This is a genomic window from Planococcus sp. NCCP-2050, from assembly GCF_023708025.1.
Classification (GTDB): Bacteria; Bacillota; Bacilli; order Bacillales_A; family Planococcaceae; genus Planococcus.
In genome coordinates, this window is the sequence record NZ_BRCX01000001.1 from 762,777 (window position 1) to 776,982 (window position 14,206).

Annotated in this window: 11 protein-coding genes and 1 other annotated feature; of the genes, 2 read left to right on the forward strand and 9 right to left on the reverse strand. The window is 42.8% G+C overall.

Annotated elements, in window-relative coordinates; genetic code table 11:
• Positions 1–150: 150 nt before the first annotated feature.
• Positions 151–1,863, reverse strand: a complete 1,713-nt coding sequence (locus tag NFU07_RS03880; protein WP_251474994.1) for a peptide ABC transporter substrate-binding protein — start codon at positions 1,861–1,863, stop codon at positions 151–153.
• A gap of 242 nt (positions 1,864–2,105) precedes the next feature.
• Between NFU07_RS03880 and NFU07_RS03885 the strand changes: the two genes are divergently transcribed.
• Positions 2,106–2,447, forward strand: a complete 342-nt coding sequence (locus tag NFU07_RS03885; protein ID WP_251474997.1) for a DUF3899 domain-containing protein — start codon at positions 2,106–2,108, stop codon at positions 2,445–2,447.
• Positions 2,448–2,491: 44 nt separating this feature from the next.
• Positions 2,492–2,704, forward strand: a binding site (T-box leader).
• A gap of 46 nt (positions 2,705–2,750) precedes the next feature.
• Positions 2,751–3,743 carry a tryptophan--tRNA ligase gene (gene trpS, locus NFU07_RS03890; protein WP_251475000.1) on the forward strand — a complete coding sequence of 331 codons (993 nt, stop codon included), beginning with the start codon at positions 2,751–2,753 and terminating at the stop codon, positions 3,741–3,743.
• A 199-nt stretch (positions 3,744–3,942) separates the two neighbouring features.
• Here the strand turns inward: trpS and NFU07_RS03895 are convergent, their stop codons facing one another.
• The 8 genes from NFU07_RS03895 to NFU07_RS03930 form a co-directional block, all read right to left on the reverse strand.
• Complete coding sequence (locus tag NFU07_RS03895) at positions 3,943–5,604, reverse strand: peptide ABC transporter substrate-binding protein (protein WP_251477089.1); 1,662 nt, start codon at positions 5,602–5,604, stop codon at positions 3,943–3,945.
• A 187-nt stretch (positions 5,605–5,791) separates the two neighbouring features.
• The gene (opp4C, locus tag NFU07_RS03900; RefSeq protein ID WP_251475003.1) at positions 5,792–6,709 is read right to left on the reverse strand and encodes an oligopeptide ABC transporter permease; all 918 of its coding nucleotides are present in this window, start codon (positions 6,707–6,709) and stop codon (positions 5,792–5,794) included.
• Positions 6,710–6,721: 12 nt separating this feature from the next.
• Positions 6,722–7,687, reverse strand: a complete 966-nt coding sequence (gene opp4B, locus NFU07_RS03905; RefSeq protein ID WP_251475006.1) for an oligopeptide ABC transporter permease — start codon at positions 7,685–7,687, stop codon at positions 6,722–6,724.
• Between the two features lie 149 nt (positions 7,688–7,836).
• On the reverse strand, positions 7,837–9,579 hold the full coding sequence (gene opp4A / locus NFU07_RS03910) for an oligopeptide ABC transporter substrate-binding protein (RefSeq protein ID WP_251475009.1): 1,743 nt from the start codon (positions 9,577–9,579) through the stop codon (positions 7,837–7,839).
• Positions 9,580–9,606: 27 nt separating this feature from the next.
• A complete protein-coding gene (locus NFU07_RS03915; protein ID WP_251475012.1) occupies positions 9,607–10,617 on the reverse strand; it encodes an ABC transporter ATP-binding protein in 1,011 nt (336 codons plus the stop codon).
• Positions 10,614–11,660: an ABC transporter ATP-binding protein gene (locus NFU07_RS03920; protein ID WP_251475020.1), complete on the reverse strand. Its 1,047-nt coding sequence runs from the start codon at positions 11,658–11,660 to the stop codon at positions 10,614–10,616. The genes NFU07_RS03915 and NFU07_RS03920 overlap by 4 nt, the downstream gene beginning before the upstream one ends.
• Before the next feature lie 218 nt (positions 11,661–11,878).
• Positions 11,879–13,120, reverse strand: coding sequence for a beta-ketoacyl-ACP synthase II (gene fabF / locus NFU07_RS03925; protein WP_251475029.1), 1,242 nt, complete (start codon positions 13,118–13,120; stop codon positions 11,879–11,881).
• A gap of 27 nt (positions 13,121–13,147) precedes the next feature.
• Positions 13,148–14,083: a beta-ketoacyl-ACP synthase III gene (locus NFU07_RS03930; protein ID WP_251475032.1), complete on the reverse strand. Its 936-nt coding sequence runs from the start codon at positions 14,081–14,083 to the stop codon at positions 13,148–13,150.
• Positions 14,084–14,206: the final 123 nt, after the last annotated feature.

Below are 14,206 nucleotides of genomic sequence, written 5' to 3' on the forward strand. Positions count from 1 at the left end.
GCGTAGACGATAGGCTTGATCCTTTCGATAGTTAGCAGAAAATGGTCAATTTTCGGTGAATTCGCCTGCATTAGAAAAGAGAGTATATCGTCCAAATACCAGCGATATACTCTCTTTCTATTTGTTTTTCACAGAGGCCGGGTAATTAACTTATTTACCTGAAATGTAAGCCCATTTGTAGCTGTAATCTCCGCCGAATGGGTGAGAGATAATGTCATGCACGTAAGGTTTTTGAAGAGACATTAGACCGCGTTGGTAGATCGGCGCGATAGCTGCATCTTCTTCGATCAAGATTTGTTCTGCTTTAGCCATAGCTTCCCAGCGACCAGCAAGATCTTGAGCCAATTCGCCTTTCGCTTGGTCAACTAAAGTATCAAATTCTTCGTTAGAGTAAGACATTTTGTTTTGAGCAGATCCTGTTACGAATAGGTCAATGAATGTCATTGGATCCTGATAGTCAGGGCCCCAACCAGAGTTTTGGATATCATAGTCTTGTGCTTCATCAAGCTCTAAGCGAACTCCGAAAGGAACTGCTTTAAGCTCAAGAGTTAAACCTTCAAGGTTTTCTTCAAGCTGAGATTTCATGTACTCGTCCATTTTTTTAGCAAGTTCTGAATCTCCACCAAGCATTTCTAGTGTTACTTCAGTCAAGCCAAGCTCTTCCATTCCAGTTGCCCACAATTTCTTAGCTTCTTCTGCATTGAATTCGTTCATGTCGCCGTTAACTTCACGGAAGTCCGCGTTGTTTTCATCGAATGTGAATTCAGTTGGTACCAAGTAGTTAGCTGGCAATGAACCGTTTGCTAATACTACGTCAACTAGATCTTGTTTGTTGAAAGCCATAGAGATCGCTTTACGGATATTCAAGTTAGCAAGTGGAGTTTGTTCTCCGTTGCGCTCTTGGTTAAATTTCAAGTAGAAAATTGTTGGTTCTAATTCTCTTACAACTTCTGGATCTTCAGCATATTGCATTGCGAATTCACCAGATAGACCTGTACGGTCTTTTTCGCCTGAAGTATAAAGGTTGATTGCAGTGCTAGTTTCTTTAACAACGTCTACGTTGATTGTTTCAAGTTTAACTGTTTCTGCATCCCAGTACTCAGGGTTTTTCTCCATAGACCAAGTCAAGCCAGTGCCATCCCAGTTTGTTAACATGAATGGACCGTTGTAAAGCAAGTTATCTGAGTTAGAAGCATAAGCATCGCCTTTTTCAGTAACGAAAGCTTCGTTCAATGGGTAGAAAGTTCCGAAAGCCATTAGTGACATGAAGTATGGGGTAGGGCGCTCAAGAGTAACTTCTAGAGTTTTCTCGTCAACAGCTTTAACTCCCAATTCAGCTTTGTCCATTTCGCCTGCAGCAATTGCTTCAGCGTTTTTAATCGTACCAGCCATCATGTATGGACCGTAAGGTGATCCAGTCGCAGGGTCGATCGCACGCTGCCAAGCGAATACGAAATCGTTAGCAGTTACTGCTTCGCCGTTAGACCATTTAGCATCACGTAATTTGAAAGTGTAAGTTAATCCATCTTCGCTGACTTCTGGCTCAGCTTCTGCAAGAGCAGGTTCAGCAACGTTTTCTTGGTTTAAACGGAACAAACCTTCGTTAACGTTGTTCATGATGTTGAAAGCAACAGCATCTTCAGCCAATGAAGAATCCATTGTTGGGATTTCTGCACTTTCCATCAAGTTTAATACTTGTTCAGCGTCTGGTTCTCCAGCTGCTTTTTCTTCTTCGGCTGCGTTATCGTCGCCGCCTGTCTCTGGTGTTTCAGCATTATCGTCGTCCCCGCCGCCACATGCAGCTAGGAAAGCGCTAAGAACTAAAACAAGGCTTAGTAGCCAAAATAACTTGCTGTTCTTCACTTAGGTGACCCCCTTAAATTTTCTGAAAAATTGGTACACTGTTTATTATACATAATCTTTTTTTCTTGTACAGTACTTTTTTTAAAAGTATTTACACTTTTGTAACAATTGTATTTCAACAACATTACAGAAAAAGCCGTGATTATTGAAGTTATCAGCATTTTTAAGGTGGAATTTTTTTCATTATTTTTTTGATTTTTTTTTCAACTTCTTCTACAATTAATAAGAATTGAGGTGCGAAAATGAAAAAATTGGTGATAAGTGTCATTATTGTACAAGGGCTAATTTTACTGACCATGCTAATTCGAAGCGAGCCTTTCTCCCTGCTTTCTTATATAAATAATTCGTTTATTTTTGGTGGGGTCCTGGTTTTTATCGGTTTATGGGTGTTTGTTATCAGGACTGGAATATTTGATATCTTCACACTGAGCATGCGGAAGTTCTTTAAAGTCAAGTCCACATTAGATGATGATGAAATGCGTGCCCCTTCTGAAATCTTCTCCTTATCTAGTGCGCCTTTGCTGATCCTTGGCGGAGTAACCCTATTTTTTATGGCAATTTCGCTGTTAATCTATGAACTTTAACCATTGCACAATAAAAGTTTTTTGTATTATACTTAGAAAATATACATTGAGCGATGAAAAAGAAGAGTAAATGCAGTTTCTTCTATATAGAGAGCCTGTGGTTGGTGGAAACAGGCGGAGAACTGTATTGAATGGACTTTTGAGCTGAAACGGTGAACTAACAGTAGCCGTTTCCGTGATCTTCACGTTATGAAGAAGAGTGGCCAAATACGGCAACTAGGGTGGTACCGCGGAAAAACACATCATTCGTCCCTTTTTTACAGGGATGTGTGCTGTGTTTTTTTATTATGAGGAGGAAAAGCAATGAAGAAGAAAATCTTTTCAGGCGTCCAGCCTACCGGTACAGTAACGTTAGGAAACTACATCGGCGCGTTTAAACAATTTACAGATTTACAGGATGAATTCGATTGTATTTTTTGCATCGTTGACCAACATGCCATCACGATGCCGCAAGACCGCTTAGAACTGAGAAAGAACATCAAGGCACTTGCAGCGCTATATTTGGCTGTCGGGATCGATCCTGATAAGGTAACCCTGTTCATCCAATCAGAAGTTCCAGCGCATGCCCAAGCTGGATGGATGATGCAATGCGTCTCTACCATCGGCGAATTGGAGCGCATGACTCAATATAAAGATAAATCAGCGAAGACCGCTTCTGTTTCTGCAGGATTATTGACATACCCCCCGCTTATGGCTGCGGATATTCTGCTATACCAAACAGATGTTGTTCCTGTGGGCGATGACCAGAAACAGCATATTGAATTAACGCGCGACTTAGCGGAACGCTTCAACAAAAAATACAATGATGTGTTGACCATCCCAGAAATCCGCGTTCCGAAAAACGGCGCCCGGATCATGTCACTGCAAGATCCTTCTAAAAAAATGAGCAAATCCGACGTCAATAAAAAGTCAATCGTCACTTTATTGGACGATTTAAAGACAATTGAAAAGAAAATCAAATCGGCTGTCACTGATTCAGAAGGGATTGTCAAATACGACCCTATCAACAAACCAGGGATTTCAAACCTTTTGACGATCGAAGCCGCCCTTACGGATACCAGCATCGATTCGCTAGTCGCTAAATACGAAGGCGTAAACTACGGCGACTTTAAAGCTTCTGTTGCAGCAGCTGTAACCACTCATCTGGCTCCTATCCAAGAACGCTACAAAGAATTATTGGACTCTGAAGAACTTGACCTCATTTTGGATAAAGGTGCCGAAAAAGCGAATTTCTTGGCCAATAAGACATTAAAGAAAATGGAAAATGCGATGGGCTTAGGCCGCAAGCGCAGATAAATTAGAAAGAGGCTGCAATTTTGCAGCCTCTTTTATTTATGCCCGGCGAATCTACATGGCCGCTTACGCTTTTCTTATTGTCCAGACTCCAGCGGCCAGATTCTTGGGACATAAGCCAATCAGGCTGTGCGGCTGGAAATACGCCGCTTCGCCTGCTCGTCTTATGCCCAGCGAATCTACATGGCCGCTTACGCTTTTCTTATTTCCCAGAGATGTATGCCCATTTGTAGCTGTAATCCCCTCCAAATGGATGTGAGATGATGTCGTTGACATATGGTTTTTGCAAGGACATCCGGCCGCGTTGATAGATTGGAGCGATTGCAGCATCTTCTTCTATTAAAATTTGTTCTGCCTGCGCCATCGCTTCCCAGCGCCCTTCAAGGTCTTGAGCCAGATCACCTTTTGCTGCGTTGACCAGCTCATCGAACTCGGGATTCGAGTAAGACATTTTGTTTTGAGGCGAATCTGTTATGAACAAGTCGATGAACGTCATCGGGTCTTGATAATCCGGACCCCAGCCGGAATTTTGAATATCATAATCCTGTGCTTCATCCCGTTCCAAGCGGACACTGAACGGGACCGTATTGATTTCAATCGTCAAGCCTTCCAGGTTTTCTTCAAGCTGGGCTTTCATATACTCGTTCAATTTTTTAGATGTTTCTGTGTCGTCTCCTAAATAATCCAGCGTAATTTCGCTGACTCCAAGTTCTTGCAATCCTGTTTCCCAGTATTGCTTTGCCTCTTCTGCATTAAATTCATTCATATCACCGTTGATGTCACGGAAATCTTCATTATTTTCATTAAATGTAAATTCTGTCGGGACAAGATAGTTTGCAGGCAAGGATCCGTTTGCTAATACGACATCCACTAAATCCTGCTTATTGAATGCCATGGAAATGGCTCTTCGGATGTTTTCGTTGGCTAGCGGCGTCGCTTCCCCGTTTCGTTCCTGATTAAATTTCAAGTAGAAAATACTCGGTTCGAGTTCAGTTACTACTTCCGGGTCTTCCGCATACTGCATTGCAAACTCCCCTGATAATCCTGCCCGGTCCTTTTCACCAGAGGTGTAAAGATTGACGGCCGTACTTGGTTCTTTAATTACATCTACATTGATTGTCTGAAGCTGGACCGTATCTGCATCCCAATATTCCGGATTCTTTTCCATTGACCATGTTAAACCAGTACCGTCCCAGTTTGTTAGCATAAACGGTCCATTGTATAGTAAATTATCCGAGTTGGATGCATACGCCTCTCCTTGTTCCGTTACGAAAGCTTCATTTTGCGGATAAAAGGTTCCAAATGCCATTAATGACATAAAATAAGGAACTGGCCGCTCAAGGGTAACGACTAAAGTTTTATCATCTGTCGCTTCTACTCCCAGTTCTGTTTTATCCATTTCACCCGCTGCGATCGCTTCAGCATTTTTGATGGTCCCTGCCATCATATAGGGTCCATACGGTGAACCCGTTGCAGGATCGATTGCTCGTTGCCACGCAAACACAAAGTCATTCGCAGTAATCGGTGTGCCGTTAGACCAATTAGCCTCACGTAAGGTGAACGTATACGTCAATCCATCTTCACTGATTTCAGGCTCACTTTCGGCCAAAGCCGGTTCAGCCATATTTTCCTGATTCAACCGAAATAAGCCTTCATTGACGTTATTCATGATATTGAACGCTACTGCATCTTCGGCTAATGCAGAGTCCATTGTCGGAATTTCAGCACTTTCAATCAAATTCAACACTTGCTCGCTATCAGGTTCTCCCGATCCTCCACCAGCACCGCCTTCGTTATTCTGGCTGCTTTCTTCACTTCCTCCATTGCCTCCACAAGCTGCTAAAAATCCACTTATCGCCAGCATGAGAACGAGTAAGATGAGTCTCTTCTTGGTGAACACGGTAATGCCTCCTTATTTTTTGAAAAGTTCAATTTTTTTAATTATAACTCCTCACAAACGAATTTGCACTTTCTTTTGATAAATAATAATAATTTATCAAAATGCGTTTTATTCCATAAAAAAAGAGCCGCATACTACGCAGCTCTTGCTTTTAACGAAGTGATTTTGGATTAAGGGCATCCTTCAATCCTTCACCGATGAAATTGATCGACAGAATCGTCAACGTGATCAGAAGAGCAGGCGGCATCCAAATCCATGGTTTGCCTTGCAATACGTCCGGTTCATTTGCTGAAGACAGCATATTGCCCCAACTTGGAGTAGCTTGTGGAACGCCGAATCCCAAATAGCTTAATGCCGCTTCCGCAACAATCATACTGGCAAAAATCAGTGTTGCTTGTACAATGATCGTCGACATAACATTCGGCAGCAGATGCTTCCGGATGACTTTCCACGGGGAACAGCCGATGGATAATGCCGCCAAAATGTATTCATTTTCTTTTTCAGCCAGAACTTTGCTTCGCACGAGTCGTGCCACTCCGCCCCAACTCAAAACGCCAATCACTAAAATCAGTACCCATAGGCCATCTACGATTCCATATAAAATCGTATTTAATACGATAACAAAAACTAAAAATGGAAAGTTCAAAACGAAATCCGTAAAACGCATCAGAATATTATCCACCAAGCCTCCGAAGAAACCTGCAATCGAACCGACGAGCGTTCCTAATGAGATGACAATTAAAGTCGCACTAAAACCGACTAATAAAGAAATCCGTCCCCCGTAAAACAATCTCGTCAATACGTCTCTCCCGCTTTTATCGGTTCCAAGCAAATGCTCGCCATTCGGTTGAATGTTCATCGATCCGATATTCACTTTGGTTACATCTGGAAGCGGAGATAAAAAATTCGCTACAAATGGTGCAGATAAAGACATGATGGTGACGAGGATGATAAAAACGCTGCTGATCATCGCTAATTTATTCCGTAAAAATTTCTTTCTGGCAATTTGCCAGGGAGACAAGCTTCTTTCCGGCTTCTTTTGCTGTTCAATAGTAGTAGATGATGCCATAATTGCTCCTCCTTAGTCCAGACGGATTCGTGGATCCACGATTCCGTATAAGATATCTGCGATTAAATTCCCTGCCAATGTCAAGAATGACAAGAGCATTGTAAGTGCCATTAAGGTTGGATAATCCCTGCTTGTAACGGACTCCAAGAAAAGTTGGCCAATTCCAGGATACGTGAAAATCGTTTCAGTAATGATCGCGCCGCCGATCAGCGCCGCAAAATCAAACCCTAAAAAGGTAACTAATGGAATAATAGAATTCCTTAAAATATGGACATTGTAAATTTTCTTGAGCGGCGTCCCTTTTGCACGCGCTGTGCGTACAAAATCTTTCCGCGAATTTTCAATAATGTCATTTCGCAAAAACTGCGTATAAGAAGCGGTGCTCATGGCACCTAAAACGATTGCTGGAAGGAGCACGTGATGTAATTTGCTGAACCAATAGTCCAACGTACCTTCTTCGACCAGGATATCGACAGACCCTCCAAATGGAAACCAATTCAAATGGAAAGAGAAAAAGTAAATAGCGAATACAGCTGCTACAAATGAAGGAATTGCCAGCATAATATAGTTAACCCCTGCTATGGCATTATCTCCTAGCGTATACGGTTTGCGGCCTGAATACATCCCCATTAAAAATGCAAGAATATAAGTTATGAGCAAGGACATAACTCCAAGGAACAGCGTATTAGGGATTTTCTCCATAATAATATCTGCCACTGGCACTTTAAAGCGCGTCGACTTTCCGAAGTCACCTTGCAGGAAACCGGTTATCCAATCAAAATATTGGACCGGCAGCGGTTCGTTATACCCTAACTTTTCTCTCATCTCCGCTATGTATTCAGGATTTGTATTGAGCGGATCAATTTCGCCGCTCAAGGAATCTCCTGGCATAAGCTTTGCTAATGTAAATACCACAATGGATATAAGGATGAGCATAGGAATCATTCCAAGCAACCTTCTAATCGTATATTTCAGCATGTATACTCTCCTTGTCTGTAATATTCTCAGCTGTGCTCCCGGGCACGGTAAGAAATGTTTGTGTTCAAACACACCTTACCGTGCATAAGAGCTAATAATGATTCAACGATGGGCGATAACTGCGCCCACCGTTGAATAAAAATCTTCTATTATTCTGTTACAAACCATTCTGCCGGACTGTTTTGACCAGAAACGTCATACTCAGTTCCGCCAACACGTTTGTTTAATGCTTTAATTTCTTCTAGCTCAGCAATGTATAGCATTGGAACTTCTTCGTTGACGATCTTCTGCCACTCGATATAAAGGTCCGCACGTTTTTGCTGATCCGTTCCAACGATGTCAATATTCAAAGCATCATCAAGCAATTGATCTGCTTCAGGATTGTTGTAGCGCGGGTAGTTCCACAATTGATCTGCTTTCCATAGGCCTGATGGATCTGGATCTGATCCAGTTCCCCATCCACCGAAGAAAGTTTCGATTGAAGGATCATCTTTTTCAATCATTTCGTAGTAAAGGTTTACTTCGACCATTTCAAGTTCCGATTTGATGCCGACTTCTTCCCAATACTGAGTGATTGCTTGTGCACGAGACTCAAATGTCGGGTTTCCAGTTGCATAGTGAGAGAATTTCACAACGAACTCGTCGCCGTTCGGATCTTCACGGAATCCGTCATCGTTTGTATCAACGTATCCAGCCGCATCTAACATTTCTTTCGCTTTTTCCGGGTCGTACTCATACGTATTCAAATCTGCTTCAGCATCGTCTGCTGCGTTCCAATGTGAAGTTGGAACCGGTTTGTTTACGACATTTGCATAACCGAAGAAGAATGCATCCACCCATTCCTGGCGGTTAATTGCATACATCATCGCTTGGCGAAGCTCTTTGCTTTGGTATTTCGGAAGTTCTTCTGTGATAGTTTGTGTCGCATTATCGAATTTACCAAGCTTGAATCCTACATAATAGTAAGAAAGGCCGGGATAAGTCACGATATCCACGTTTTCCAATGGCTCTACTTCAGGGCCAGAAACTGGCTGCAAGGAAATCATGTCCACATCGCCGTTTTGCAATGCCCCAACTACTGAAGAGTTGTCAATTACGCGCAAAACGATTTTGTCCAAGTTAACTTCGCCATTCCAGTATTCATCGAAACGAGAAAACTCAACCGATTCGCCAGGAACAATTTTGTCCACTTTGAATGGCCCGATTCCGATCGGAGTAGAACGCACCCATTCAGATGCTGACATTTCAGCTACAGGCACATCGCCTAGTACCGATTCTGGCAGCGGATAAGACCAAAGGTTCGTCAAGTTATTTACACGTGCTTCATCAAAAGTGATGTTGATTTCATAATCGCCGACAACTTCCACACCTGAGATCGTATCAGCTTCTCCGTTGCGGAAAGCTTCTGCTCCTTCAATTGTCTGAACGTTTGTGTAGCGAGGGCCATCATAGTCCGGGCTTGCAATTGTTTCAAACGCAAATACCCAGTCATTGACTGTCAATTCTTCGCCGTTGTGCCATTTAACGCCTTCTTCGAATTTGAAGTTGAAAACTTTATTGTCTTCTGTCGTCCAAGAAGCCACGTTCGGCTCTGGCTCAAGATTTTCGTTATAATTGATTAATGATTCATCGAATAAATCAATTACTTCGGCATCAGTAGCAATATTATAAAATGCTGGATTGTATAACCCTTCAGGTGGAGCATCGATTCCATAAACTAACGTGCCGCCTTTTTGCGGTTCTCCGTCGGCTGCCTTATCTTCAGTTGTGCCATCTTCTTTTTTCGAATCTCCACTGCCAGAATCGCCGTCATCTCCACCGCAAGCCGCTAGGAACGCGGAAACGACAAGAATCATAGCGAAAAGCCAAAGTAAGGATTTGTTCTTCTTCATACTTTTCCCCCCAAAAATTTTTTTGATTTAATACAGAAGACACGCAGCAAAATGTCCGGGCCGCACTTCTTTTAATGGAGGCTTTTCTTTCGAACACGCTTCCATTGCCATCGGACAGCGCGTATGGAACGGGCAGCCTGTCGGCGGATTTTGCGGACTTGGCACATCTCCTTCCAGCACAATCCTTTCTTTCTTGATCGCCGTATTCGGTTCTGGAATCGCAGAAATCAAAGCTTGTGTGTACGGGTGCAAAGGTTCTCTGTATAAATCTCTATTTGAAGCAAGCTCAACGAGATTGCCCAAATACATCACTCCGATTCGATCGCTCATATGCTTTACGACGCTCAAATCATGCGCAATAAACAAATAAGTCAAATCGAACTCGATCTGCAATTCCTTTAGCAGATTCAATACTTGCGATTGAACAGACACGTCCAGTGCGGACACCGGTTCGTCTGCGACAATCAGTTTGGGATTCAACGCCAGGGCACGTGCTATCCCTATGCGTTGCCGTTGGCCGCCGGAAAATTCATGGGCGTATTTATAATAAGCCTCTTCCGGCAGTCCAACTCTCGTCAATAACGCTTTGATTTCTTGCTCCAACTCTTTTTTATCGCGCTTCTCATAATTGAGAATTGGTTCTGCAATTATATCTCCAACCATTTGCATCGGATTTAACGATGCATAAGGGTCTTGGAAAACCATCTGAAAATCCCGTCGTGCTTTTTGCAATTTTGATCCTGTCACTTTTGTGATGTCTTTTCCTTCAAAAAGGATTTTCCCATCAGTCGGTTTCAGTAATCGAAGGATGGTCCGGCCTGTTGTCGACTTGCCGCAGCCAGATTCTCCTACCAGCCCCAAGGTCTCACCTTTTCGGATGCTGAATGACACATCGTCAACTGCTTTTACGTTGCCGACGACCCGCTTGAAAAATCCGCCTGTTACCGGATAATAGGTTTTTAAATTTTGCACTTCTAGTAAGACTTCACGATTCTCTAGGCTATCGATTCTTTCCTGGATAAAATCTCTAGTTGTCATAGAACGGTAACTCCTTCTCTTTGGCGTTCTTCTCCTGCCGGCCAACTTTCATCGTAAAGGAGGCATGCTGCTTCGTGCTGCAATTCCACTTCGCCTAATTGAGGAGTGACGGTTAGACATTCCGGCATTGCCTTCGGGCAACGGTTAGCAAAACGGCAGCCGATTTCCGGCATATTTATAATAGAAGGAACTAGTCCATCAATCGTTGCTAATTTCTCCACATCTTCATCCATTTTTGGAATAGCTTTCATCAAAAGATCGGTATACGGATGCTTTGGATTATTGAACAAATCATCTACTGTCGATCTTTCAACAATTTTCCCAGCGTACATGACTATCACTTCGTCGCATATTTCTGCCACTACACCAAGATCATGGGTGATGAGGATGATGGACATATCATTGGTTTCTTGAATGCCCTTCAATAGTTCCAGGATTTGGGCTTGAACAGTAACATCCAAAGCGGTAGTCGGCTCATCTGCTATGAGAAGTTTCGGTTGGCAAGCAATGGCCATTGCAATCATGACCCGTTGCCTCATCCCTCCAGATAATTGATGGGGGTATTCGCTGACGATTTTATCCGCTCTTGGAATTCCGACACTTTTTAACAAAGCGATAGAACGGAGCCTTGCTTCCTTTTTAGAAATATTTTCATGGTTCAAAATTACTTCTTCTATCTGGTAACCGATTGTGAAGACAGGATTAAGTGAAGTCATCGGTTCCTGGAAAATCATCGATATATCTTTGCCGCGTATTTTATTCATCTTCTTATCGTTCAGTTCTGAAATGTTCAATCCTTCAAAATCAATTTCCCCGCCTCGGATCTTGCCAATTCCTGGAGGCAAAAGCTGCATAATGGACAATGACATAACGCTCTTTCCACACCCAGACTCTCCAACAATCCCGACAATTTGTTTTCTGTCGACATCGAACGATACACCTTCTACAGCGTTATAAAACTTGCCATCGATTTTAAAGCCCGTTTGTAGATTCCTTACTTGCAAAAGGGGTGTCATTTTTTTCGTTGTGTAATTCCCAGTCATGTGAACACCTCAAAATTCTTTTTTTTCTGTCAATTTAACTTAGATAAAGTTTATTACAAAAACATTACGAAGGCAACTTATTTTTTATAATTTTACAAATTATTTAACAATTTATATAAATATGGTATTTTATGTGATTTTTCTTCCAATTTTTTGTGAAGAGAAAAATAAAAAAACCACCAGCTGAAAACAGCTGATGGTTTTAATTGCAAAAATCATTATTCTGCTAGTTTTTTAAATACTAACGATGCATTATGCCCACCGAATCCAAGTGAGTTGCTCATTGCATATGCAAAATCTGCTTTACGGGCTTCATTCGGCACATAATCCAAATCACATTCTTCATCTGGTGTTTCGTAATTCATTGTTGGGGGCATGATTCCCTCTTTCAAAGCCAAGGCTGTGAAAATCGCTTCAATTCCGCCTGCTGCCCCTAATAAGTGGCCAGTCATAGATTTAGTAGAACTCATTCCTAAGTTATAAGCGTGCTCACCGAAAACCGTTTTAACTGCCATCGTTTCATATAAATCATTGTACTGTGTGCTTGTACCATGTGCATTGATATAGCCGATCTCAGTTTTATCAATACCGCCGTCTTCTAGTGCTTGAGCCATTGCTCTTGCAGCACCTTCGCCACCTGGAGCCGGAGCCGTAATATGGTGGGCATCTCCAGTTGAACCGTAGCCCACCAGTTCCGCATAGATTTTTGCCCCGCGTGCTTTTGCATGCTCATATTCTTCCAGGATTACAATCCCGGCACCTTCAGCAATAACAAAGCCATCCCGGTTTTTATCAAATGGACGAGAGGCTGTCGCCGTATCCGTATTTGTCGTAAGAGCCGTGTTAGCTGTAAAACCAGCTACCGATAAACGGGTGATCGGCGCTTCCGCTCCACCTGAAATCATAACGTCTGCATCTCCACGCTGGATAACTTTAAATGCGTCACCGATTGAGTTTGTTCCGGATGCACAAGCAGTCACCGAACAAGAGTTGATCGCTTTCGCACCAAAGTGGATAGAAACTTGGCCAGATGCCATATCCGGAATGATCATCGGTACAAAAAATGGACTGATCCGGCGTACGCCGCGGTCATTTAAAACATCCATCTGATTTTCAATCGTTTCCATGCCACCGATCCCAGAACCAATCCAAACACCTGTGCGAAGTGCAGTCTTTTCATCAAGCTCAAGTCCTGCATCTTTCATTGCCATGATAGAAGAAGCTAACGCATAATGTGTAAAGCGATCCATTTTACGGGCTTCTTTGCGCTCAATGTAATCTTCAATAGAAAAGTCTTTAACTTCTGCAGCTACTTTAGCTGGATATTTATCTGCATCTAAACGAGTAAGCGGCCCTACACCGGATTTCCCTGACTTTACCGCTTCCCATGTGGTTTCGATATCATTTCCTAAAGGAGTCACTGCTCCAATACCTGTAATTACTACTCGACGATTAGCCATTCTCATTTCTTCCTTTCGCATATCCCTTTATTTGCCCCATCTCATTGCTATTGCGCCCCAAGTCAATCCGCCGCCAAACCCGACCATAACGACGACGTCATCCTCTTTGATCCGGCCTTCTTCCACATCTTCTACAAGAGAAATCGGAATCGATGCTGCAGATGTATTGCCATATTTATGGATTGTTTTCGACATTTTTTCGATTGGCAACTCCAAACGAGCCCGCGAAGCTTCCATAATGCGTATATTCGCTTGGTGAGGAATCAGGAAATCGACTTCCTCTTTCGTTAATCCTGCTTTTTCAATGACATTGATCGCAGATTCACCCATTTGGCGAACAGCAAACTTAAATACTTCTCTTCCGTTCATCACCAAATGCTTTCCTTCTTGATAAAGGTTCGAACCGCCGCTGCCGTCCGCTCCAAGTTCAAAGGAGAGGATGCCGCGCCCTTCGGATACTTTGCCGACAACTGCCGCTCCGGCTCCATCACCGAACAATACCGCTGTATTACGGTCTTCCCAGTTAGTAATTTTCGATAATTTTTCCACGCCTACGACGAGGACATATTTATAAACATCAGAATCGATAAATTGTTTAGCCGTGACGACGCCATACATGAAACCTGCACAGGCAGCAGACACATCCATCGCTGCAGCATGAACTGCCCCGATTTCCTGTTGGATAACGCAAGCCATCGATGGAAAAGGCTGATCCGGTGTGACTGTCGCAACCAAAATCAATCCGATGTCAGCTGGGTCGATGTCAGCGTCTTTAATCGCTTTCTTCGCTGCCTCTAATGCCATATCCGACGTGTCTTGTTCATCCCTTGCAATTCGGCGTTCTTCAATCCCGGTCATTGTCCGGATCCACTCATCAGAAGTATCCATCCGTTTTTCCAAATCGAAGTTCGTTAATTTATCTTCCGGCAAACATCTGCCTATGCCGATGATTCCTGCATTCATTATGGGTCCCTCATTTCAATTTAACATCAATTATTAGTACCTGGTGATAATGATACGTCATGTCCTTCATTTTTTCAACTAACTGACATACTTCCGACAAAATATCTTTGATTCTTCGAAACT